The organism is Sporomusa sp. 246TCP1 (genome assembly GCF_057319775.1).
Genome location: NZ_CM170492.1, coordinates 815501 through 838236, shown reverse-complemented (window position 1 = coordinate 838236; position 22736 = coordinate 815501). Strand labels below are relative to the sequence as shown.

Here is a 22736-nt window from a genome sequence, read left to right as displayed (position 1 = left end):
ACTATTCCTCCTTTACCGATCAAGGCACGCATAGCATAATTCAAAACTTTTATTTATCAAGGGAAAATCCGGAATAATATTTCCCGGAACAGCAACTGTAAGTGCCGGCCAATTCGTATATGAGGCCGAACGGACAAAATAACGGTAAATTGTGTTATTCTCGCCAGCCATGAGCCAGTGCAAATTAGAGCCACGCGGCGATTCTGTCACACTAAAGGCTGTCTGGTATGGCTCAACTGAACCCAACTTACTTGTAAGCTTGCCACTTGGTAACCCGGCAAGCAGCTGACCGATAATTTTGATGGACTCGACTGCTTCATCAGCTCTCACCCACAGGCGAGCAGCCACATCACCTTTAGTATATACCGGTATGTCAAAAGTAAGACGACTGTAGGCAGCATAAGGGAAATCCCGCCGCACATCAACGTCAACGCCTGACGCTCTGGCCGCGACGCCGACAACCCCCAGATCAAGTACTGCCTGCTCAGGCAAAATACCTGTCGTGTTAACCCGGTCTAAAAATGCATCATTATCACGCAGCAAACCGGTTAACTCACCAAGCTCGCTCATAATTCCGGCAAGCAGCCGCGAAATATCCTGCACTAGCTCTCGCGTTATATCCATCGTAACCCCACCCAGGGTAATCCAGCCACGCAAGAAGCGATTTCCTGTCAATCGCTCATTCAGCCGCATTAACTGCTCTTTAAGACGAGACCCATTGCTGGTACCGGGAGCAAAGCCTAAGCCAGCACACAAATTACCAATATCACCAACATGATTATATAATCGCTCCAACTCAGCAGCCAATACTCTTACATACTCAGCCCTTGCCGGAATTTCAGTACTAGCAAGACGTTCCACTGCCTGAACATAAGAAAGTGTATTGGCCACTGAGCAAACACCACAAATACGTTCCGTCTGAAATAACGCTTTGCTAAAGGAAAGACCTTCCACTGATTTTTCAATACCTCGATGTGTAAAAAACAGTTTGGCTTCAAGACTGATGATATTTTCACCAGCCTGGCTAAACCGGAAATGTCCTGGCTCAATGATACCGGCATGAATAGGTCCAACAGGTACTTCAAATACCCCTTCTCCCTGAACAGGCGGCACTGGATATTGGGTTCTTTCTCCAGACTCCAGGCTGACAGGATCAAAATCCTTTCTAAGCGGATATCGTCCCTGCGGCCAGTTTTCATGCAGTACCAGCGGTCGTAAATCCGGGTGTCCCACTGGTGTTAAGCCAAACAAGTCATGAATTTCCCGTTCATACCAGGCAGCAGCTGCCATAAGCGGTGTAAGTGAGGGAAACTCCAGCGGTTCATCCTGATTTATAATGGCCTTGATTGTTTTATAAGCCGCATCTTCCTTGCTAAAAAATATGGCATAAATAGCAAAATTACCGTTTATCACCCGTTCATCATTAGCAAACATCGCTGTCAACTGATAGCGTCCACCATGACGGAGCACAGTGGCCGCGGCCCTGAGGGTTGCTGCCGGTATAACCTGTAATGTCTCGATCATAATCTCCCTCCTAGTATAATAGCTACCGCCTGCTTAATAAGCATATCAAGCCAGGGAGGCAGATATATTCCACTAACAATCATAATCACCATAGAAACCGCCACCGCTGCCATAGCTGGTTTGCCCAGCCGGTAGTCACCGGTTACTTTGCCTGGTATTGGACCAAAACCAACTTTCAAAGTATAGTAAATCATACCGGCAAAAATAGCTGCCATCAACAGCAATATAATCGCCCCCAACCAGGAATTCCCTGATTGAAACGCAGCCCAGACAATGGTCAGTTTGCTATAAAAGATGCTAAATGGCGGTAACCCCGCAATCGCCAGCACGGCCGCAACAAACATTGCACCAATTACCGGCATAGCGCTTACCAGCCCCTTAATACGCATAATATTCTTTGTCCCATAGTGCTGAATAATAGCCCCAGCCAGATAAAATAAAGTTGACTTTGTTACCGCATGATTAATAATATGCAAGAGTGCGCCATATAAGGCAAGCGGGGTTCCCAGCCCCAATCCCAAAGTAATCAGCCCCATATGTTCAATGCTTGAATAGGCTAACAAGCGTTTAAGATCCTGCTGTACTAAAATAAACGGCACAGCGATCACAATCGATAATAAGCCAAAGCCGATCAAAAACTGCTCAGGAAAAGCAGGCCCTACAGCCCCTTTTACAATAATAACCATGCGAATAATACCATATAAAGCACAACTCAGGAGTCCTCCTGACAACAGCCCGCTAACAGGCGACGGGGCTTGACTATGAGCATCAGGCAGCCAGGTATGCATTGGTGCTAAGCCAGCTTTTGTACCATAGCCGATCAATATAAATACAAAGGCTAACTTAATCATGCCGGAATCGAGTTTATCACTAACCGCCAGGATTTCCAGCCAGCTTAGTGCCCCGCCTGCGCCGCTAAGATCAGCATTCACTTGCGCATAATACAAGAGAATAGTCCCTAATAAGGCCAAGCATATGCCGACTGTACACACCATAACATATTTCCAGGCCGCTTCCAATGCCGCCCGGTTGAAATAAAACGCTACCAGCAGCGCTGAACTAAGAGTAGTAGCCTCAACAGCCACCCAGAGCAATCCCATATTTTCTACTACAGGCACGCAAACCATCGTAAAAACAAATAAATTAAATAACGCATAATAGCGTTTTAGCATTTTTAAGGAAACCTTTCCCGCCAGGATTTCCTTTTCCATATAAGAGAGGGAAAACAAGGTAGCCGTACAGGTAAGAGTAGCTATAACGAGCAGTATAACGGCACTCAAAGAATCAATATAGAATTGACTGACATGAATTGTCCCATTTTCCACTACATGATGTACAATGATTATCAAATTGATACTCAATAGTATACTGCCTATCAAATTGATAACCCGAATCGCTTTTTGCCCTGACTGGGTCATAGTAAAAGCACCGGTTATAAGCGGCAAAACAAGCGCTACCACGATCAAATGCCCCATAATATCATCCCTTTAATTTTTTTAGCATACTGGTATCTGTAGACATAAAGGAGCGTTTGAGCCGATAAGTCAGGATAACCAGCACCACTACCGCCACTAACACATCCAAAAATACACCCAGTTCAATAATGAGTGGCAATCCTTTGGTTACCGAAAGTCCTACTAAATATATGCCGTTTTCCATAGTGATCAAACCAACAATTTGGAGTACTGCCTGTCGCCGGGTCATGATCATTGTCAGACCGATTAACATCATAGCTACCGCCGCCGCCAGCGCATCCCGGCTAACAATTCCTGGCAATGCCCGATCAATCAGTCCATAGGACAGAACAATCATAATACCGGCAGCCATAACCGAATGGTTAGGACTTATAATTGGATTAACTTCCCGTTCGCGGCGCAGCATTCTTACAATACGGAAAAGGGCGTAAGGAATAAGCCCGGCTTTAATACTAAGTGTAAGGGCTGCTGCAATATACGTATGCACCGCTCCCGTTTCGGCAGCGACAAATGCACAGGCCAATGCCACCAAAGCGGATTGAAGCAGTAAAATATTTACAGCCGTTTTAAGACTGGTGACCCGGCTTAACAAAAGTGACAGAAACAGCAAAATAATAATCAGTAAATTCATAGCTACACCCCCTTCTTACTGTGCCACTAACGCGAGCAGTGCCAACATGCCCGCTAGGCCTATAAATCCCGGCACTTTAAATAAACGCAATTTATTAGTACTGGTCTCAATCACTGCCAAAGCTACTGCCGTAAGTAAAACTTTAGCAACAAGCCAAAGGAATGTTAGTAAGGGCGACAAGCCCTCTGGTTGCCATGGTAAAAACAGCATTGTAAATAAAAGGATAAAAACCAATTGTTTGCTGGCAGCTGCTAAAAAAATCAGTCCCAGCCTGCGGCCTGAATATTCAAGTACCATAGCTTCGTGGATCATCGTTAATTCTAAATGTGTATCCGGATTATCTACAGGAATTCGTCCGGTTTCTGCTACTAATATAATTAAAAAAGCAACAGCGGCAAAAATATATGGCAATGAAAACGGCGTAATGGCAGCAGCAGCCGACATAGCGGCTAACTGAGTCGAACCAGCCCTTGCTGCCACCGTAAGCATCGTTACTAATAGCACGGGTTCTACTAACACACTAATATACATCTCGCGGGAACCGCCCATACCGCCAAAGGTGCTGCCGGCATCAAGTGAAGCCAGCGCCAGAAAAAAGCGACTAGCCGCCAAAAGATATAAAAGCGCAAATAAGTCACCAGATGTCAGCAGTGCTGCTGCACCAAAAGCGCCGGCAAAATAAATATACGGTGCGAGGTTGAATACCCACGAGGTAGTGGGTGACACAATACTGTCTTTCTGTAATAGCTTAAACAAGTCATAATACACTTGCAATATTCTCGGCCCACGCCGGTTTTGCAGCCTTGCTTTGCTAACCTTGATAATTCCCGCAACTAATGGCGCCGCCAACACAAGCGCTAAAGCATAACCAAGCGAAATTACTATTGTAGTCAATTGTTCCATATTGTTCACCACCCAGTACTCAAGATAAGAGCTATCACAGTAATTGCTGTAATATACCCGATATAAAGCTGAACACTACCTGCCTGAATGGCTTTCATAAACTGAGCCGCACGAATAATTCCGGTATTAATCGGCCGATACATAGCGCTAAAAATATCAGTAATACTCATATGATAACTCAGCCGCCGGCCAAAATAACGATTGGGAGTCAAATCAGCAACCGTTTCGTGTTGTGGCCGCAATATAGCCTTAAACGCCAGCCTAATCGGTTTAGAAAAACCAGTAGCGGTATACTCCATCCTGGCAGTCGGCACAATACCACAAGTCCAGGTTTCCCCTTTATGCAGCTGCTCTTTTCCATATAAGCTGGATAATACCCACGCACCCATTACTCCAACTAGCAGTAAAACTGCCACTACAGGCATTTGCAGACTGCCATTAGCTGTGCCGGCATGAACTTCAGCCGCCTGCCAGGTAGTTCCGGCAAAAACCTGCGTTGGATCAACTCCAGCTATGCCTGACAAGACTTGCCCAAGAATACGGAGCACCAGCTCAGGCCAGAGTCCAAGCAGCAAACATAATCCCGACAGCGCGGCCATTGCACCAAGCATAGGTTTATTGGCTTCCCGGGCTTCTTCGGCTTGGCTGCTCCGTGGCTTGGCCAAAAAGATGATGCCAAAAGCTTTAACAAAACAGGCTGCTGCCAATGCCCCTGTAAGGCCCAGTAAGGCCAGTAAAAATCCGCTAAATACCTTCCCCAAAGCCCCAGCCATACTTTGTGGCAAATAAAATAAAGCCTGAAAAGTCATCCATTCACTAACAAAACCATTAAGCGGCGGCAAAGCGGAAATAGCGGCTGCACCCACCAGAAACCATACTGCAGTATAAGGCATCTTGCTGATAAGTCCACCCAAGCGTTCAATATCTTTAGTATGAGTTGACTGAATCACTGCCCCTGCGCCCATGAACAGCAGTGATTTAAATATAGCATGATTGAGCACATGGTATAGTGCCGCTGTCCAAGCCAGCGCGGCCAAAGCGCTTTGCCCTTTGGCCATAAATACTAAACCGGCGCCGATTCCTAAGAGAATAATACCAATGTTTTCCACACTATGGTATGCCAGCAGACGTTTCATATCATGCTCCATTAGCGCATAAAGCACACCTAAAACCGAAGATGCAATGGCAAGACCAAGTATAAGTACCCCCCACCAAATCGGGCCCACTCCTAAGAATTCAAGATAAAACCGGCAAAACCCATAAATAGCAGTTTTTATCATAACACCTGACATCAGGGCTGATATATGGCTGGGTGCTGCCGGATGAGCCCGCGGTAACCAGATATGCAAAGGAATAATGCCTGCTTTGGCACCGAAACCAATAAGGGCACATAAAAAAACAGCATTTTTGGTCCAAGTATCAAGACTGCCTGCACTTTGCAGTAAGCGCAAAAAATCTAAACTACCGGCCTTATTTGCCAGCAGGAAAAAAGCGGTAATAATAAAAGCTGTCCCTACATGAGTCATAACAATATACACATAGGCGGCCTTACCGGCTTCATTTTTTTCATGCTCATAATTAACTAACAAAAAAGACGTCAGGGCCATAATCTCCCAAACAATAATAAACGCGGCGGCGTGACTGACACAGACTACTAAAATCATAGACAGTAAAAACGCATTATACAGAGATGCCATTACCCGGTAACGACAACCATCCCCAAGGTACTCTCTGCTGTAACCGATAGCATAAACACTCGCAGCACAGCCGACCACTCCGATTGTCAGCAAAAAAAAGGCTGCCAAATAATCCAAACGGATATAGACAGGCTCTGCAAGCAAAGTCCAAGGCGTAATTATTTCAATCTTTCCACTGTAAAAAATAAAAATAGCACACAGTACGGCCGCCAAACATCCTAGCGCTGCCATTCCATGTGCAACATAATTGACTATTTTATTTTTGCTAGTGAAAAATGGTGATAGTACACCTACAATATAGAAAATCACCAAAAAATACAATAATAACTCAACAATCAAAGCACTCGCCTCCGGTATATTGGTAAATGGGTAACATTTTGATATTATACCACACTATTATACTTATATGAAATAAAAATATATCTGTCTCTTACTATTTTTATAAATTGTTATATATTATGCCTGAACAAAAAGGAAACAGAAAGCCACAGGGGACTTAAGTCCCCTTGCTTTCCATTTCCCATTGTGCTAACTATTCGCTCCAGGTTGAAAAACAATAGCCTAAGCTCCGTGCGTATCCTTACTGCCAACCTGTCCACGTTTTTTCTGCCAATAGCCAATCGCCAAAACAGCTGCCGTAACCCCAATCTCAAGCATAAGTGCATATGGCTCAAACCATACGCCAAGCTTCTCATCAGCAATCATCATCTTAGCAGCCGTCCAGGCAAGAATAGCTGAGCCCGCCCAAATAATAATGGGAAACTTATCCATAAGTTTCATTAACATCTGACTACCAAATACCACCAGTGGTACACTCAAGACCAAACCAAATACTAACAAACCAAAATGTCCATCAGCTACCCCGGCAATCGCCAATACATTGTCAAGACTCATTATCAAGTCAGCAAAAATAATGACTTTAATTGCTTCCCAAAAGCTGGCTGCACCTTCACAGGCGACTTCTTCCTGCTTGTCTCCCAGCAAATTCACGGCGATATATACCAAAGCAAGTCCCCCAAAAAATTGCACATACGGGATTTTAAGCAAAAATGCGGCAACTAGTGTAAGTAAAATCCGTAAGATTACAGCACCGGCACTACCCCATATTACAGCTTTTGTCCGCTGCTCAGGAGGCAGATTTCTACTTGCTAAAGCTATGACAACCGCGTTATCACCACTTAAAATTAAATTAATCAGAGTAATACTACCTAACGCTACCAATAATTCCATTTCCATCAAAAAAACCCCCTACTATATATGATACTTGTATCTGACATCTTCTTATACCATAGTATGCAACCTTGGTACCCACCTCCATCACAAATAAACAAAGACCTTATCCGTCAGCAACGGTAAGGTCTTTTTAACATAAAAACAAGACCTTGCTATAGTATATACTGGTCATTCATATACTAAAGGTCTCACTATTGGACTGATCCAACGGCACAACCATGCACTAATGCGCAGAATTGTTGACTGTGCCTGCCAGTTACTCCCCTTTATAGTATTCACTTTTACTTGCTAAATACTAATGCAATGATAATATAAATTCTTATCTAAGTCAATATACTTTATCTAAATGTATCTAAATCAAATTCGTTTGTCCACCAATTACCATTAGACCTCCTCCCTACTTGTTGTGATATAATTAGTAAGTATTTTTTAATTTATGTCAACTAGTTTAGGAGGTCCCGTTTCTATGGACGCTTTATCACATGCTTTGCTAGGCGTTGCTGTTGCTGGTTTATCTGGTCATCCCCTAAATCTTACTGACCCTATTTACTTAGCCAGTGTACTCGGTGCTCAAGCACCTGATTTAGATATCATCTCCATAGTCCGCGGCAATTTTGCTTTGCTCAGACAACACCGCTCTTTCTCACATTCTATTCCTGGCATCGCTATTTGGTCAAGTTTAATTGCCGCTATTTTTTTTATCGTTTACCCTGGGGCAGCCTGTACGGAAATATTTATGTGGGCCTTTTGGGGCGGACTATCCCATATTGTTTTGGATTTTTTCAATGCCCACGGTGCAGCTGTTCTATGGCCGTTTAGCCGGGAACGCAAAAGCTTTAGCTTGTTAAATGTGTTTGATCCCTTCCTGTTAGCCATCATGCTTACCGTCTTTATGCAGCAGCTGCCTGCCCGCGAAACTTCGCTGTTATTTTTCCTATCAATTAGCCTATATATTGGTATACGGTACTTACTGAAGCTACAGACCATCGTGCGACTAAACCAATATTTCGCTACCTATAGTCTTATTCGCCTGCTGGTTATGCCTTCACTCAAAAGCGTACTTTCCTGGGATTTTGTTGCTGAAACCCAAGACCGGTATTATGTCGGACAAGTCGGATTGTTACAGCAGTGTTTGACGATTCATACCAAATTTACTAAACAAACATTATCTCCTGCCACTCAAGAAGCGCATACAACAGTTTTAGGCGAATTCTTTTCTTCCTTTACACCATTTAGCTATTTTACCGAATATCAGGATAATGAACACGCCGGCAGGCATGTTCACATTTATGATTTGCGCTATTTTCTTAAGCAAGACTTTCTCCATAGTGCCACAATTATTTTTGATTGTGACCAACATCCATGTGATTCTTATATTAAGACATCTGGACGCATCATAAAAATACCTTGTTAAAAAGCTCTTTTTTAACATTACAAATTGTTTTGTGGCTCCTTGTTACCAGATTGCTTGCGGCCGGCAAGCAGCGAACCAATAAAGACAACAATAACGGCAAAGGCTACCGGTATAGCCCAATGCATCCAGGGATATGGCGCTAACAAGGGCTCCATTTTTTTATCAGCAGTTGCCATCTCACCACCAGTCCAACCCAGAAAAGCTGCACCGATTGTAATTATTATTGGCCACCGTTCCATTAGCATATTAATTAGTTTGCTACCCCAAATAATAATCGGAATACTAATTACCAAACCAATAATCAGTAACGTAACATTCCCTTTTGCTACGCCGGCAATGGCCAGTACATTATCAACACTCATAACCACATCAGCAACAATTATTGTTTTAATAGCCCCCCATAAATTACTATTTGCTTGCATCTCATGGTTTTCTTCTTCACCTGCCAAAAGCTTAACAGCAATCCACAACAGAGCTAAACCGCCAATTAGCTGTAAGTAGGGAATCTGAAGCAATACTATCGCAACAAAGGTAAGAACAATACGGAGCCCAATAGCCCCCGCCCCACCCCAGATCATCGCCTTTTTTTGCTGATCAGGTGGCAGATTGCGACTGGCTAAGGCAATAACCAATGCATTATCGCCGCTTAAAAGCATGTTGACAGTAATAATACTCATTAGCGCTACTAACCACTCCACAAAATCATCCCCTAACTGTGTTCGAAATACTAACAGTATTAGTATTTCCGTTTTTTAAATAAAATGTCCCTAACAAAAATAGCCAACCGTATATTCACAAAATACGGTTGGCTACTTCTGTTAATTGTTCTAAATTGCGACATTCAAATACTTGTTGGCAATACGGCTGGTATTCTTTCATGAGACAGTCGCCTTCAAGCCATTCCTCTTCCGGCAGGGGGTTGAGCCAATAAATGGCCTGTGCCTGTTCAGCAATCTTAGCCAACTCGTCAGCTCCGCCCGGATGCCAGTTGTTGCGTCCATCGCCTAAAATAATCAGCTTAGTCCGGCCACCAATGGCCGCAAGTTCATAACGAGCCATTTGTTCAAAAACCAAATCATAGCGGGACAGTCCTACGCGACGGTTAAACCGGTCTCTAAGATGCCTCGCCTGCAAAAATGCATTAACGTCTTGACTTTTAAACCAATCAGTTACTTCCACTGCTTCATCAATAAAAACAAAGGATCTAATGTTAGCGTAACGCCGCTGCGCCGCCTGGACTAATTGCAGCATAAAACGGCTAAACCGTTCAACTGAATTGGAAACATCACATAAGAGCCATAAGTCTACTTTGCTTTTCATTTTGTCCCGGTATTTCAGATGTAATGGACAACCACCGGTTCGTATTACTTCCTGAAAAGTACGGCGAATATCTACCTTGCCACGTTTGGCCCGACGCAGGCGAATTCCCGGTCTCTCAGCCATTTTTTTTGCTAGTTTGCCAATTTCCTGTTCAACAGCTATTATTTCTGCTGCTGCCAGGCAATCAAATTCCCGGCGACGAATATTGGCGTGCTCTACCAGTTTAAGAATATGCCGGCGACCAAACTGTTTGACAGCCTTGCGCTCCAATTCACGACGAAGGAGCGCTTCTAGCTGGGCAAATATTTTTTGCCATTTTAGCAACGTCGCTTCCTTCATCTTTCCGGTAGCATAGTTACGTTCAACCTTATTGACAGCCTCAAACCATCTTAGATTTACTTGAACCTGACGCAGCTTTTGCGAAATCTCTGTCGGCTCGGCATTAGTAAGCGGTATATCGGCCGTAAATTGCCTTGCCAGTTCTTCCAATATGGCCGCAGGTTGATTATTGATGGTTTCCAGCAAGCCCTCGGCATCGCCACCGGCACCTGACGAACTACGCCCGCTGCCATCAGCAGTCGCCCCCTTAATCGTCAGTACTGTCGACTCAGAGTTAGCTTGCATTACCGGGGTTTCCGGCGCAAGATCAAAATATAGTTCAAATAACGCAGTAAAAACAGGGCGCTCCCAAGTGCTTTTCACCAGGGTGGTTTCCAGCACGCCCCGCAGTAAGGCAGGGTCAAAACAAGTAAGCTCAGCTGCCTTTAATGCATCCACAGCTTCCATTGTTGTTACAGTTAACCCCGCTTGGCGCAACAGCCGGATAAATTCAACAAGTAATTGTTTCATGGCTTTAGTAAAAATGGCAGTTTATCAGTGACAAGCTCGCGGTCTTTGGTATATTTGAGCAAAGCACTAAGCGTAGCACGAACTGTATCTGTAGTTAGCTCGCTGCCAAGCAGTGTCATTGATGCCACCCAATCAATAGTTTCTGTAACACTAGGAGGTTTTTTGAGCGACTGCTTGCGAATAGTTTGGACAAATTCGACAAGTTGACTGGCAAACTTTCGTTCAATATCGGGAACATTTAATTCAACGATGGCCAACTCCCGCTCAAATTCAGGATAGTCAATATTAAAATGCAAGCACCTGCGGCGCAAAGCATCACTAAGTTCTCGCGTACTATTGGATGTCAAGACAACATAGGGACGGGTAACCGCGCTTATCGTACCCAGTTCAGGAATCGTAACCTGCCAGTCAGATAACGCTTCTAGCAGAAAACTTTCAAATTCCTGATCACTTTTATCAATCTCATCAATCAACAATACCACAGGCTCCGGGCTGGTAAGCGCCGATAACAGAGGACGTTTTAGTAAAAACTCCTGGTCAAAAATTTGTTTGCGTCCTGTATCCCAGCCTTTTTCCGTCAATGCTGCGATTTGAATATATAATAACTGTTTTTGATAATTCCATTCATACAGTGCTTTACTCTCATCAAGACCTTCATAGCACTGCAGCCGGATAAGCCGCCGCTTACGCAGGCGCGACCACGCCTTTGCCAATTCCGTTTTTCCAACACCGGCCGGTCCCTCTAACAGCAGCGGTTTTTCCAGGTTCTCCGCTAAATATAGGGCAGCAGCCAAACTATCATCAGTAAGATATCCATTTTGGCCAAGCCGGGCCTTAAGATCTTCAATTGCTTCTATCAATAGTATCAACTCCGTTGCTGTTGTTTTACGTGACCGGTCAACTCAATTATGGAAGATACTCCTGCCCGTCTTTAAATACTTTTACGACATTTTTTATACAGTTGATATCTTGTAACGGGTTACCTGCCAGAACCAATAAATCTGCCCGCTTGCCTGCAGCCACTATCCCAATTTCCTGTTCCAGCCCTACTGCCTGGGCAGCAAGACCAGTGGCAGCATGGAGCGCGGCTGCCGCCGGCAGACCACATTCCACCAATAAAGCAAGCTCCCGCCATATATCACCATGCCCAACACCTAATGCGCCGGCATCAGTACCAGCGACAATGTTAGCCCCTGCCTGATAAGCTCTTTGTACCATGGCATGATGTTGCCGGTAAACAGCCTCAACACCCGCGGCCGGTAATGTTCTGGTCTCATGAGTGCGTCCATAGTCCATCATGCGTTCAAAGGGAACTAACGTAGGTATCCAATATACCCTACTTTCGGTAATCATATCGGTAGTGGCTGCATCAATGAGTGCGCCATGTTCAATCGTATTCACACCAACTGCCAGACTCTGGCGCACACCGTCTACGCCGTTGGCATGTGCCGCCACCATTTTTTTCAAATGTCGTGCTTCAGCAACAGCCGCCTGGGCTTCAGATAGTGATAATTCAACAACTCCCGCATCCTGGCGCACAAAATTAACGCAGCCGGTCATCATGATTTTTATACAATCAGCACCAGCCTTAGCCTGCTCCCGCACAGCTTTAACTACTTCGTCTGCCCCGTCAGCTTCCCGTCCGCCCGCATAGTAAAAGTGCCCGCCGGTGATGGAAATGGCCTGACTGGCACTAAGCACACGCGGCCCGGTAACAATACCCTGCTTAACTGCCTTTTTTAATAATGTATTAATAGCAAACGGACCACCTAAATCACGTACAGTAGTTACCCCGTGACGAATGGTTCTAGTCAGGTTGTTGACAGCTCGCAGCAAGGTTGTCTCTTTATCCTCCTTCCACCGTAACGTGCGGGATTTTAAATCAGAAATTCCCTCTAAGAACAAATGCACATGGGGATCAATGAGCCCCGGCATCACGGTGTATTTAGAATAATCAACAGCGGTCGCCACCTGCTCAGCCGCAAAATCATCCGCTTGGCCGATACCAGTAATATACTCATTTTCAACCGCCAGATAACATGAATCTTGTGGCGTAAAGCCTGTCCCGTCAATCAACAGGCCAATTTTAAATAAATGCATAATTGCTTCCTTCTTCCTTACTCTAATCTCAAAGTATTCTGCATACTATAGATAAGTACCTGCTATAATGGTTTGATTTAAGAAAAAATCTTGACATTATGTTACTGTCTAAGTATAATTAATATGTATTTATGGGGGTATAGCTCAGCTGGGAGAGCGCTTGAATGGCATTCAAGAGGCCAGCGGTTCGATCCCGCTTATCTCCACCAACACCAAAGCTTGCGATGGTTTATCTCGCAAGCTTTTTATTTTGCTTTCTTTCCTTCTTAGCGCATTCTTGCTGCTCCTTACTTCTTGACTGAAGTACTACATGTAAGCTAAACTATTACTATCGTATCGTATACTTTATTATAATAATGACAATCTAAAAGAAAGGAAACATAGTAATGGAAGCACTGCTGGCAATACTCTTAGAATGGGGTCTTACGGGCCTCTTACTTGCTGCTTTCACAGAGTCCTTTATTTCACCGGTATTACCTGATCTGATTCTCATACCACTTGCAATAGCCAACCCGCAAAATGCTATTTTTTACGGCTTGGCAGCTACTGTTGTTTCTATTTTGGGTGGCTTAATTGGTTATCTGCTCGGCCTAAAAATTGGTCTTCCGGCTGCCCGTAAGTTTATTCCTTCCAAATATATGGACAAAATACAAAACACGGTACAGGAAAATGCCCTGTGGGCTATATTTTTAGCATCTTTGTCACCCATTCCGTATAAGTTTGTCTGCATCACAGCAGGCGCTCTAAAAATCAATATGACGGTATTTTTCCTGATCTCCTTCCTGGGCCGTGCGAAGCGTTTTTTACTGGAAGGCGTACTCATTTACTATTTTGGATCGCAAGCTGTTGAAATGTTTACACAGCATAAATCGGATATGCTGATTATTACACTTATAGTTATACTAGTCGCAGGTGTCATTTCTTATGCTACAAAGCGAAGTAAAAAAGCGGCGGCAGCAGTCAATAAATTATAATCAGACTACCCGCTGCTGCTAAGCTAGCGGGTAATTTATTAGCAAGGAGAGTGCTATCTTAATTTTGGATACAGGTTCGATTGGCACCGAAATTATAATTATCCTAATTCTGATTTTTGCAAATGGACTATTTGCCATGACCGAAATGGCTATTGTTTCTTCCCGTAAAAGCCGGTTGGAGAATATGGCAGCTACCGGCAACAGAGGCGCGCAGGCTGCACTAAAGATGGCGGAAGAGCCTACAGCGCTGTTGTCTGCCGTACAAATTGGCATTACTCTTATTGGAATTCTTACTGGTGCTTTTGGTGGTGCCAAGTTAGCTAACTATCTTGCTTCTTTTTTGAATGCAATTCCTATTTTGCAGGGATATAGTAATGCTATTAGTCTTGCTATTGTCGTAAGTATCATTACCTATTTGTCACTGATAGTCGGCGAACTGGTGCCTAAAAAGCTGGCACTTAATAACCCGGAACCCATTGCAGCCGCTATCGCCAGACCAATGTCCGCCTTTGTACGTATCAACCGGCCACTAGTTCATTTATTAGGTTTTTCTACTACTATGGTCATGAAGCTTCTGGGCACTAAGCCGCCGGCAGAACCACCGGTAACAGAAGAAGAAGTAAGAGTACTGATTGGTCAGGGAGCCCAACACGGTGTCTTTGAAAAAGCTGAGCGGGAGATGCTGGAAAAAATTTTTATCCTTGGAGATATGCGAGTAGGAGCACTTATGACACCGCGGACTCAAATCAAGTGGCTGGATCTAGAAGATAATGACCAGTGCAACTTACGGATTATTCGCAGTACCAACCATCTGTTTTTTCCTGTAGCCCGCGGCAGTTTAGATGAAATAGTGGGTGTTATTTATTCCAATGAAGTCTTAGCTCACTATATTCCCGGCCGCCCCTTGGCACTCGAAGAGGCCTCTCGCCAACCTCTTTTTATTCCCAAAAATACACCGGCTTTAAAAGTTCTGGAAAGCTTTAAAGATACCGGAATCTATGTCGCATTGGTAGTTGATGAATATGGTGGCATGTCAGGCATGATTAGCCTTTATGATATTGCTGAGCACATTGTTGGCGATATGCCATATCTTGGCGAGGATGAGGAACCTGATATCATCCCCCGCAGCGATGGCTCATGGCTGGTAGACGGTATGTTGGCAGCGGAAGAACTCAAGGAACTGCTGGATGTTGATCATTTTCCTGGTGAAGAAAGAGGCTATTTTCAGACGCTTGGCGGATTTATTGTTTCTTATCTTGGTCATATTCCCAGTACCCCCGAGAAATTTGAATGGAATGGCTATACTTTTGAGATTGTTGATATGGACAAAGCGCGGGTTGACAAAGTACTCATTACCCGCAATTTACCTTCAATAGATGGTGACCATTCCTTGGAGTGAGTAAACTTATTTACCAAAACCCCGCTATAAAAAATGACGGGGTTTTGGTATTTTTTAAACGCTTACAGCTAGCAATCATTGTCGCTCATGCTAATTCATCATCTGGGAAAACTATATGTAGCCCAGTATAAAATTCAGCATGTGAGGTGAATAATTTGGCAAATAAAAAACCACCGCTTGGTAATGGCACTCCACGCTCAAGCCCCACCCAGTCAAACTATCAGGAGGTAAGCAATGACACTATCTCTGCAAATGAGCTCCAGTCTTCCAAAGAACTTAGCAAAGCAGATGGCTGACCGCCCCGCGGATAAGCTGGCAGCTTATCTAACTAATAATTTTTAGGAGGGATTGCTTATGGCTGCCAAAAATTTGTCAGGCTCAACTACTGCCAAGAATGATAAACCGGCAACTACCATGACAAACACGAACAAAGACAATAAGACTGAGCAGAAGATGCATATGCCCTGTAAAAATTCTCTGCCAACATGAAAAAAATAACGAAGATGGCTTACTTGCCATCTTCGTTATTTTGTAAATATGTCCAGCCCTCTCTTTGTTCAACGAGCCGGTCTTTGAGCAGACGTCCCATAGCCCGTTTAAAAGCCGCTTTACTAATGTTAAACTTTTCCTTAATGATTTCTGGCGGCGATACATCACTGTATGGCATCTGGCCGCCTCTGGTGCGAAGTACTTCAAGTATTTTGGCAGCGTCAACATCCATTGCATTTTCTTTGATCGGGCGCATAGATACATTAAGCCGGCCATCTTCCCGTAAATAGGTAACCCGGACAGTAAGTTCGGCCCCAACACGCGGACGTTCAAGCATTTCATCATTGTGCAAAAAAGCAATAAAGCGCTCTTTGGTAAATAGGAAGGCCCCTTGATCACTATAGTTATAGACCGAGCCGGTGACAGTATCGCCGACTTTGATGTTCTCAGCCGGACGGGAAGCCTGTCTAAGTTCATCCTCAACTTCCATAGTAACTGCAGGGCGGTCAGACTTATCACGATACAGCTTGACCCACACCTTTTCGCCAACCTTCGGCAAGCCTCGCCGGCCAGCATGGGGCATGAATACCCCTCGTTCAGCACCAATATTAACAAAACTACCATCCCGTGTTGTATTAATAACCTCTACTCTCGCAACCTGTCCTTCTTGCATCTGTGGCAGATGCATACTGGCAGTTAACCTGCCCTTAGGATCTTTATAAAGGTATACCTTAACCGCTTGTCCAACAGCAATTTCTTCCGTTTGCTGGGCCTTATGCAATAAGATATCATCATTGGTATTGCCTGTACCGGCATCCAAAAAAACTCCCAACTCACTTTTCCGGACAGCGATTAGCTCTACTACATCACCTGGTCTGTAATTATGTTTTATATTATCCATTATTACACCTATCCTTGATAAGACACTTGTTTGGCATCACCCCATAACCGCTCAAGGTTATAGAATTGACGATCCTCTTCCACAAAAATGTGGGCCACACAGTTGCCATAATCCAAAAGAACCCACCGTGCTTCCCGATAGCCTTCTCTATGCAGTACTTTAACACCTTGGGCTGCGAGCTGTTCTTCCACATTATCAGCAATCGCTTGAACCTGAATAGTCGAATTAGCACTGCAAATAATAAAGTAGTCAGTCACCGGTGAAATACCCGCCAAATCCATAATAATGATATCATGTGCTTTTTTGTCACTGGCGGCTTTGGCCATTAGCTCAGCTAACTTGCTGTCATTATCAATCATCAATTAACAAATACCTCCTGCAAACTCTTCCTATAGCTTTTTCTTTCCAAAAATATTTTATTCGGACTAGGCAAGTTTCTTAAGTCTCATTTTATATTGGCAGAGACATTATTCCCCACTCCTTTTACTTTAGAAGCAGACAAAAACATGGCTTGGACTAGCTGTTGCGTTTGTTCCTTATTAGGAATCCAATAGCTTAATTCATCAATTGTCGCAAAATCTCCTGGCAGCATCTCAGCTACTAGATTATTTGAATTAAAGCTCTTGAGGCTATTGCCAACTTTAATCATGGTCATTGCCGACATATCAGTTTCAACATACTGATCAAGCGTATTAACTAACGCAGGAACCTTAAAAATAGTGCTTACTTGCATCGTCTCATTAGCCAACTCTTTTAGAAAACGCTGCTGGCGTTGTACCCGACCAATATCGCCAAGTTCATCATGGCGAAACCGTACATATTGGCCAGCCTTTTCTCCATCCAAATGCTGATAGCCTTGGGCAATATTAATATCAAGATCTGCATAAGGGTCTCGATATTTCATATCTTGTTCAACGTAAAGATTCACACCGCCCAGGATATCAATTACCCTGATGAATGCTTGCCAGTCAATGACTACGTAGTAATTAATCGGAACTTGCAAAAACTGCTCGACTGTACTTTTAGCAAGTTGCACGCCACCGTAGGCATACGCATGATTAATTTTATCATAGCCTTTACGACCTGGAATGGCAACCATGGTATCGCGCGGCAAAGACAATAAGTTAATTGTGCCATCCTCCGGGCTTATACTTGCAACCATCATAGTATCCGAGCGTCTGGAGGTATCACCGGGTATTTCCTTATCCTGGTCATCAACCCCCAATAATAGAATATTCACCCTGTTCGTCAGTTTCTCAGGAGGGTTCTCCTTCGACTTGACTACCTGCACAGCAGGCGAGACACGAGCCATGTTAAGATAAGCATACACAGTAGCTCCCGCTAATGCCACTGCAGCAACTAACAGTATTACCAGCATAATAAAAATTCTGTCCCACCGAATAATTCTTCGACGCCGTTGTCCTGCTCTATCTTGTACCTTTTTCATGGCATCATCTCCTCTCCCCAAAGATAATACCCTACATTAAAATTACTTGTTTTGCTGTTGTAATAAATAATTACGGCCTTCAATAGTAGCCGGATGGATAAGCAAACCCAGCTCAATAACATAATGCAGGGATTGATCAAAAGCGGCAAGCATCGCCGCATCTAAATCAGTAAAAGCTAAACTGCGCAGCCTGTCTATACCGGGAAACTCCCGGCCTGGCTCAATACAGTCAGCCAGATAAACAATCTTAGCAAGTGTTGCCATATCACGCCCACCAGTGGTATGAAGCGCGATAGCCTGCAAAATTTGCGGATCATCAACGCCATATTCTTTTCTGGCCAAATGAGCACCCAGTGGCGCATGCAAAAGTACGGGTTGGCAATGTTCGACATCATTCACCACTATAGCAAAGGCTTCGGCCATTTGCAATAGGTTATTGCTGGATAACGCCCGGGCACAATCATGAAGCAAACCAGTCAACTTAGCCTTCTCTACATCTACTCCGAACTGAACCGCAAGTTCTGCTGCGCTCTGGCTAACACCTAAAGAATGCTGGAACCGTTTAGCTGACAAAACCTGTGAAAGCTTGTCTAGTACTTGATTATAATCCATCATTTTACATCACCTGTCTTCCAGTACTAAAATTCGGCAGTTTCCTGCAAATATCCTCTTTTACAGAAATAAAAAACCTCCTGCGACAGGAGGTAAATTTCATACATAGTCGTTGACAAACTAATATATCTTAAAAATTAACCTTGACGCGGTTTAGCTTCATTAACAACGATCTGCCGACCATCAACTTGCGCGCCGTTCATGGCCTCAATCATTTTATCCGCGTCAGCATCTTCTACTTCTACAAACCCAAATCCACGGGACCGTCCTGTTTCTTTGTCTGTAATAATTCTGCTTGAAATTACAGCACCATGGGGACGAAAAGCGTCGGCAAGAGTAGTGTCTGTAGCACTCCAGGCTAAATTACCAACATACAGCGTTTTTGCCAAAGGAAATCACCTCCGTTACTCAAGCTACTTAAACCAGAATAAGTTTACGTTAACATTATCTGCAAAAAACCAGGATTTATGCTTGACTGGTACTGCCTTTATCTGCCACATTACCGGGCTTAACGATACAAGCCTTCTTTGTAAATATAGTCTTCCACACTTTCTGGTACAATGTATTTAATGGAGCGACCCTTCCTTACCCGTTCACGAATATCGGTTGAGGATATCTCTAACTCCGGCGTCGCCAGGCGCTGAATACTCCGGCGGCCTTTGGCACCAAATTGTTTTATTACCTGGTCAATATAGCTGATACAGCCTGGGCGAGCTGCTGCTACAAAATAACACAAATCCAGAAGTTGATCAATCTCCTGCCAACTGGGCAAATCCTTCACAGCATCAGCACCAGTAATAAAATAAAACTCCGTACTGGCTCCATAACATTCGATTAAATCCTTAACCGTATCAATTGTATAGGATAAGCCAGAACGTTCAAGCTCAATACCAGATACAAAAAAATGACGGTTGGAATAGGTTGCCATAATGGTCATGATATAACGATGAATGGCCGGCGTAACCAGCGAGTCCTGCTTATGGGGTGGGTTGCTGGCAGGAATAAATAAAACTTTTTCAAGATTATACTCAATACGGACAGCTTCAGCTGTTACCAAATGCCCGACATGAATAGGATCAAATGTTCCGCCCATAATGCCTATCTTAGCTTTTGCATGTAACATACTATCTGCCTTTCAAATATCCAAAAAATTCTAATCATTTTCATTATATCAAATATTCGTCAATGTGAAAAGAGTTACATGTTGCGCCACCACTTTATTGCCCCAATTAGTATTGCAGCAATTCCCATAATTATAACCGCTGCCCGTATGTAATCAACAGCATCATGCCGCCCTTTTGGTGTACGCAAATAGTTGTAAATAGCATAATAGTAACCCTGCCACTGTTTTTGCTTACTCATTTTACTTTCGTATTTGCCCATTACCATTGATAACGTATTTGATACTGGTCAGTTCCGGCAAACCCATCGGACCACGGGCATGAAGCTTTTGCGTACTGATACCAATCTCAGCACCAAACCCAAACTCAAAGCCATCCGTAAAGCGTGTTGATGCATTAACATAGACAGCAGCAGCATCCACTTCCTGCTGGAAACGTCTGGCATGTTCATAGTCGCAGGTAACAATGGCCTCTGAATGACAGGTACTATAGGCAGTAATATGTTCAATAGCCGCCTCTAAACTGCTTACCACACGTACTGCAAGAATGAGATCCAGAAACTCTGCCGCCCAATCTTCAGCTATAGCCGGTTTAACAGCTGCGTGGTATTTTATGGTTTGTTCACAGCCTCTGATTTCAACGCCAGCCTGGTGATAACGCTCAAGCATTGCCGGTAAAAACTGTGCTGCCACGGCCTCATGAACCAGTAACGTTTCCATAGCATTACATACCCCTGGCCGCGAAACCTTAGCATTAAAAGCAATTTCCTGGGCCATCGCCAGATCAGCAGTCGCATCGACAAAGGTATGGCAAACGCCTGTGCCTGTTGCGATGACCGGCACCGTACTGTTTTCTACAACCGTTTTAATCAGTCCCGCCCCGCCCCGGGGAATAATAACGTCCACATATTGATTAAGCTTCAACATAGCCGAGACTACTTGCCTGTCGGTAGTTTCAACAAGAGCAATTGCTCCAGCAGGCACACCAGCTGCATAAGCTGCCCCGGCAATAATTTCAGCAATGGCCTTATTAGAGTCAATAGCCTCAGAACCGCCACGTAAAATAACGGCATTACCGGCCTTTAAACACAATCCGGCAGCATCCACTGTAACATTAGGACGAGCTTCATAGATAATGCCAATAACGCCCAGTGGTACACGAATTTTAGTAATAGCAAGTCCGTTAGGCCGCAGCCAGCCACCGAGTACCTCACCGACCGGATCTGGCAGAGCTGCAATCTGCCGCAGGCCTTCGGCCATGGCTAGTATTCTGGTTTGATTTAATAGCAGCCGGTCAATAAGCGGTTTGGGCATACCATTTGCCTGTGCTCTGTTAATGTCTTGGGCATTAGCAGCAACAATAACGTCTTGCTTTTTTTCTAAAGCAGTGGCCATGGCTAGTAATGCCTGATTCTTCAGAGCTGTTGACATTGTCGCCAGTTTACGAGCTGCTTGTTTTGCGTCCTTGCCTTTTTCTGTTAATTCACTTATGTAGTCCATGCGTTAGCCCCCTCTTATACTAACAATACCAGGTTATCGCGATGTACAACCTCGTCATAAGGCTTAAAACCCAGTATAAAACTAATTTCATAGGTATGAGCACCCTTGATTTTTTTTAAATCATCAGCGCTATAATTACTAATACCGCGTGCTAATTCACGCCCAGAGCCACTTATGATACTTATGGTGTTACCTAACTCAAAATCGCCGTCAACAGCCGTTATCCCAGCTGCCAAGAGACTAGACCCATCCTTTAGAAGTGCCTGCTCACAGCCTTTATCCACACAGACTTTACCGCTCACACTCGCGCCAAATGCCAGCCACCGTTTGCGAATTTGCAGACGATTTTCTTTGGAAATAAAGATGGTTCCCACTTTTTTTCCCTGTACAATTTCACGAACTGCCCCCTCGCGCCCACCAGAAGCAATTACCATAGTTACACCCGAGTTAACCGCAATTTTTGCAGCCTGAATCTTAGTATACATGCCGCCTGTACCCCGTGCTGTCCCTGGTCCACCAGCCAATTCTTCAACAGCTGGTGTAATATCGGTAATTTCACTCAATAACGTCGCACTTGAATCTGTCTGAGGATTTGCGGTATAGACACCTTCGATGTCTGAGAGAATGATGAGTAAATCAGCATCAATAATACTGGCGACCATCGCCGAAAGTGTATCGTTATCGCCAATTTTAAGTTCGTCAATAGCAACCGCATCGTTCTCATTAATAATGGGAATGACGCCCTGATTTAAGAGCGCCATTAGTGTGTTGCGAGAGTTGGTATAACGCTTGCGATTGACTGAATCGGCACGGGTCAACAACACCTGCGCAACAATTTGTCCGTATTCTCCAAACATTTTTTCATAAATATGCAGCAAAATCCCCTGACCGACAGCGGCAGCCGCCTGCTTCTCTGGAATAGTCCTGGGTTTTTCCTTCAGTCCAAGGCGATCCATCCCGGCACCAACTGCACCTGAACTCACTAAAATCATTTGTTTGCCTTGGTTGGCAAGATCAGATAGCTCACGAGCTAGTTTCTCGATGCGTAAAAGATTAAGTTTACCTGTCGAGTGAGTTAATGTGCTGGTACCAACCTTAATGACAATGCGTTTGGCATTGTTTAGATTTTCTCTGGTAAACATACGCAA

The 22736-nt window shown here is 44.2% G+C and carries 23 protein-coding genes and 1 tRNA gene; 5 read left to right on the top strand and 19 right to left on the bottom strand.

Annotated elements, in window-relative coordinates; all coding sequences use genetic code 11:
- Positions 1–12: 12 nt before the first annotated feature.
- From AC1ECB_RS04020 to AC1ECB_RS03995, 6 genes are all read right to left on the bottom strand, one after another.
- A complete protein-coding gene (locus AC1ECB_RS04020; protein WP_485667565.1) occupies positions 13–1524 on the bottom strand; it encodes a hydrogenase large subunit in 1512 nt (503 codons plus the stop codon).
- The gene (locus AC1ECB_RS04015; RefSeq protein ID WP_485667564.1) at positions 1521–2999 is read right to left on the bottom strand and encodes a hydrogenase 4 subunit F; all 1479 of its coding nucleotides are present in this window, start codon (positions 2997–2999) and stop codon (positions 1521–1523) included. Before AC1ECB_RS04015 ends, AC1ECB_RS04020 begins: the two co-directional genes overlap by 4 nt.
- A 4-nt stretch (positions 3000–3003) precedes the next feature.
- Positions 3004–3630 carry a hydrogenase gene (locus AC1ECB_RS04010; protein WP_485667563.1) on the bottom strand — a complete coding sequence of 209 codons (627 nt, stop codon included), beginning with the start codon at positions 3628–3630 and terminating at the stop codon, positions 3004–3006.
- 15 nt (positions 3631–3645) lie between these two features.
- Positions 3646–4533, bottom strand: coding sequence for a respiratory chain complex I subunit 1 family protein (locus tag AC1ECB_RS04005; protein WP_485667562.1), 888 nt, complete (start codon positions 4531–4533; stop codon positions 3646–3648).
- A gap of 5 nt (positions 4534–4538) precedes the next feature.
- Complete coding sequence (hyfB, locus tag AC1ECB_RS04000) at positions 4539–6569, bottom strand: hydrogenase 4 subunit B (RefSeq protein WP_485667561.1); 2031 nt, start codon at positions 6567–6569, stop codon at positions 4539–4541.
- A gap of 222 nt (positions 6570–6791) precedes the next feature.
- The gene (locus tag AC1ECB_RS03995) at positions 6792–7466 is read right to left on the bottom strand and encodes a TerC family protein (protein ID WP_485667560.1); all 675 of its coding nucleotides are present in this window, start codon (positions 7464–7466) and stop codon (positions 6792–6794) included.
- A gap of 463 nt (positions 7467–7929) precedes the next feature.
- On the opposite strand from AC1ECB_RS03995, the gene AC1ECB_RS03990 reads away from it, so the two are divergent.
- On the top strand, positions 7930–8877 hold the full coding sequence (locus AC1ECB_RS03990) for a metal-dependent hydrolase (protein WP_485667559.1): 948 nt from the start codon (positions 7930–7932) through the stop codon (positions 8875–8877).
- 17 nt (positions 8878–8894) lie between these two features.
- On the opposite strand, the gene AC1ECB_RS03985 is transcribed toward AC1ECB_RS03990, so the two are convergent.
- From AC1ECB_RS03985 to AC1ECB_RS03970, 4 genes are all read right to left on the bottom strand, one after another.
- Positions 8895–9575: a TerC family protein gene (locus tag AC1ECB_RS03985; protein WP_485667558.1), complete on the bottom strand. Its 681-nt coding sequence runs from the start codon at positions 9573–9575 to the stop codon at positions 8895–8897.
- Positions 9576–9669: 94 nt separating this feature from the next.
- Positions 9670–11046, bottom strand: coding sequence for a VWA domain-containing protein (locus tag AC1ECB_RS03980; RefSeq protein ID WP_485667557.1), 1377 nt, complete (start codon positions 11044–11046; stop codon positions 9670–9672).
- Positions 11043–11906, bottom strand: coding sequence for an AAA family ATPase (locus AC1ECB_RS03975; RefSeq protein WP_485667556.1), 864 nt, complete (start codon positions 11904–11906; stop codon positions 11043–11045). The genes AC1ECB_RS03980 and AC1ECB_RS03975 overlap by 4 nt, the downstream gene beginning before the upstream one ends.
- 46 nt (positions 11907–11952) lie before the next feature.
- Complete coding sequence (locus AC1ECB_RS03970; RefSeq protein ID WP_485667555.1) at positions 11953–13146, bottom strand: metal-dependent hydrolase family protein; 1194 nt, start codon at positions 13144–13146, stop codon at positions 11953–11955.
- Between the two features lie 133 nt (positions 13147–13279).
- Between AC1ECB_RS03970 and AC1ECB_RS03965 the strand changes: the two genes are divergently transcribed.
- The 4 genes from AC1ECB_RS03965 to AC1ECB_RS03950 all read left to right on the top strand — a co-directional run bounded on the left by AC1ECB_RS03965 (position 13280) and on the right by AC1ECB_RS03950 (position 16008).
- A tRNA-Ala gene (locus tag AC1ECB_RS03965) sits at positions 13280–13355 on the top strand.
- Positions 13356–13532: 177 nt separating this feature from the next.
- A complete protein-coding gene (locus AC1ECB_RS03960; RefSeq protein ID WP_485667554.1) occupies positions 13533–14120 on the top strand; it encodes a YqaA family protein in 588 nt (195 codons plus the stop codon).
- Positions 14121–14184: 64 nt separating this feature from the next.
- On the top strand, positions 14185–15519 hold the full coding sequence (locus AC1ECB_RS03955; RefSeq protein ID WP_485667553.1) for a hemolysin family protein: 1335 nt from the start codon (positions 14185–14187) through the stop codon (positions 15517–15519).
- A gap of 354 nt (positions 15520–15873) precedes the next feature.
- Entirely contained in the window at positions 15874–16008 is a 135-nt protein-coding gene (locus AC1ECB_RS03950) for a hypothetical protein (protein ID WP_485667552.1), read from the top strand.
- Between the two features lie 19 nt (positions 16009–16027).
- On the opposite strand, the gene AC1ECB_RS03945 is transcribed toward AC1ECB_RS03950, so the two are convergent.
- From AC1ECB_RS03945 to proB, 9 genes are all read right to left on the bottom strand, one after another.
- A complete protein-coding gene (locus AC1ECB_RS03945; RefSeq protein ID WP_485667551.1) occupies positions 16028–16909 on the bottom strand; it encodes a CvfB family protein in 882 nt (293 codons plus the stop codon).
- Positions 16910–16917: 8 nt separating this feature from the next.
- Positions 16918–17268 (bottom strand): ribosome silencing factor, encoded by a 351-nt coding sequence (rsfS, locus tag AC1ECB_RS03940; protein ID WP_028971725.1) that lies wholly within the window; start codon positions 17266–17268, stop codon positions 16918–16920.
- 86 nt (positions 17269–17354) lie between these two features.
- Entirely contained in the window at positions 17355–18356 is a 1002-nt protein-coding gene (locus tag AC1ECB_RS03935; protein ID WP_485667550.1) for an LCP family protein, read from the bottom strand.
- Between the two features lie 42 nt (positions 18357–18398).
- Positions 18399–18971, bottom strand: a complete 573-nt coding sequence (gene yqeK, locus AC1ECB_RS03930) for a bis(5'-nucleosyl)-tetraphosphatase (symmetrical) YqeK (protein ID WP_485667549.1) — start codon at positions 18969–18971, stop codon at positions 18399–18401.
- Between the two features lie 134 nt (positions 18972–19105).
- Positions 19106–19357 carry an RNA recognition motif domain-containing protein gene (locus AC1ECB_RS03925; RefSeq protein ID WP_021167256.1) on the bottom strand — a complete coding sequence of 84 codons (252 nt, stop codon included), beginning with the start codon at positions 19355–19357 and terminating at the stop codon, positions 19106–19108.
- Positions 19358–19476: 119 nt separating this feature from the next.
- The gene (nadD, locus tag AC1ECB_RS03920) at positions 19477–20091 is read right to left on the bottom strand and encodes a nicotinate-nucleotide adenylyltransferase (protein WP_021167255.1); all 615 of its coding nucleotides are present in this window, start codon (positions 20089–20091) and stop codon (positions 19477–19479) included.
- A gap of 74 nt (positions 20092–20165) precedes the next feature.
- Positions 20166–20330 carry a hypothetical protein gene (locus tag AC1ECB_RS03915; protein ID WP_485667548.1) on the bottom strand — a complete coding sequence of 55 codons (165 nt, stop codon included), beginning with the start codon at positions 20328–20330 and terminating at the stop codon, positions 20166–20168.
- A 1-nt stretch (position 20331) separates the two neighbouring features.
- Positions 20332–21588: a glutamate-5-semialdehyde dehydrogenase gene (locus AC1ECB_RS03910; RefSeq protein ID WP_485667547.1), complete on the bottom strand. Its 1257-nt coding sequence runs from the start codon at positions 21586–21588 to the stop codon at positions 20332–20334.
- A gap of 14 nt (positions 21589–21602) precedes the next feature.
- On the bottom strand, positions 21603–22730 hold the full coding sequence (gene proB / locus AC1ECB_RS03905; RefSeq protein WP_485667546.1) for a glutamate 5-kinase: 1128 nt from the start codon (positions 22728–22730) through the stop codon (positions 21603–21605).
- Positions 22731–22736: the final 6 nt, after the last annotated feature.

What these genes read in the sequence shown, in the direction of transcription:
- AC1ECB_RS04020 (WP_485667565.1), bottom strand. Translation starts at nt 1,524, where the DNA reads ATGATCGAGACATTACAGGTTATACCGGCAGCAACCCTCAGGGCCGCG.
- AC1ECB_RS04015 (WP_485667564.1), bottom strand. Translation starts at nt 2,999, where the DNA reads ATGGGGCATTTGATCGTGGTAGCGCTTGTTTTGCCGCTTATAACCGGT.
- AC1ECB_RS04010 (WP_485667563.1), bottom strand. Translation starts at nt 3,630, where the DNA reads ATGAATTTACTGATTATTATTTTGCTGTTTCTGTCACTTTTGTTAAGC.
- AC1ECB_RS04005 (WP_485667562.1), bottom strand. Translation starts at nt 4,533, where the DNA reads ATGGAACAATTGACTACAATAGTAATTTCGCTTGGTTATGCTTTAGCG.
- AC1ECB_RS03995 (WP_485667560.1), bottom strand. Translation starts at nt 7,466, where the DNA reads ATGGAAATGGAATTATTGGTAGCGTTAGGTAGTATTACTCTGATTAAT.
- AC1ECB_RS03990 (WP_485667559.1), top strand. Translation starts at nt 7,930, where the DNA reads ATGGACGCTTTATCACATGCTTTGCTAGGCGTTGCTGTTGCTGGTTTA.
- AC1ECB_RS03980 (WP_485667557.1), bottom strand. Translation starts at nt 11,046, where the DNA reads ATGAAACAATTACTTGTTGAATTTATCCGGCTGTTGCGCCAAGCGGGG.
- AC1ECB_RS03970 (WP_485667555.1), bottom strand. Translation starts at nt 13,146, where the DNA reads ATGCATTTATTTAAAATTGGCCTGTTGATTGACGGGACAGGCTTTACG.
- AC1ECB_RS03960 (WP_485667554.1), top strand. Translation starts at nt 13,533, where the DNA reads ATGGAAGCACTGCTGGCAATACTCTTAGAATGGGGTCTTACGGGCCTC.
- AC1ECB_RS03950 (WP_485667552.1), top strand. Translation starts at nt 15,874, where the DNA reads ATGGCTGCCAAAAATTTGTCAGGCTCAACTACTGCCAAGAATGATAAA.
- AC1ECB_RS03945 (WP_485667551.1), bottom strand. Translation starts at nt 16,909, where the DNA reads ATGGATAATATAAAACATAATTACAGACCAGGTGATGTAGTAGAGCTA.
- rsfS (WP_028971725.1), bottom strand. Translation starts at nt 17,268, where the DNA reads ATGATTGATAATGACAGCAAGTTAGCTGAGCTAATGGCCAAAGCCGCC.
- AC1ECB_RS03935 (WP_485667550.1), bottom strand. Translation starts at nt 18,356, where the DNA reads ATGAAAAAGGTACAAGATAGAGCAGGACAACGGCGTCGAAGAATTATT.
- yqeK (WP_485667549.1), bottom strand. Translation starts at nt 18,971, where the DNA reads ATGATGGATTATAATCAAGTACTAGACAAGCTTTCACAGGTTTTGTCA.
- nadD (WP_021167255.1), bottom strand. Translation starts at nt 20,091, where the DNA reads ATGTTACATGCAAAAGCTAAGATAGGCATTATGGGCGGAACATTTGAT.
- AC1ECB_RS03915 (WP_485667548.1), bottom strand. Translation starts at nt 20,330, where the DNA reads ATGAGTAAGCAAAAACAGTGGCAGGGTTACTATTATGCTATTTACAAC.
- AC1ECB_RS03910 (WP_485667547.1), bottom strand. Translation starts at nt 21,588, where the DNA reads ATGGACTACATAAGTGAATTAACAGAAAAAGGCAAGGACGCAAAACAA.
- proB (WP_485667546.1), bottom strand. Translation starts at nt 22,730, where the DNA reads ATGTTTACCAGAGAAAATCTAAACAATGCCAAACGCATTGTCATTAAG.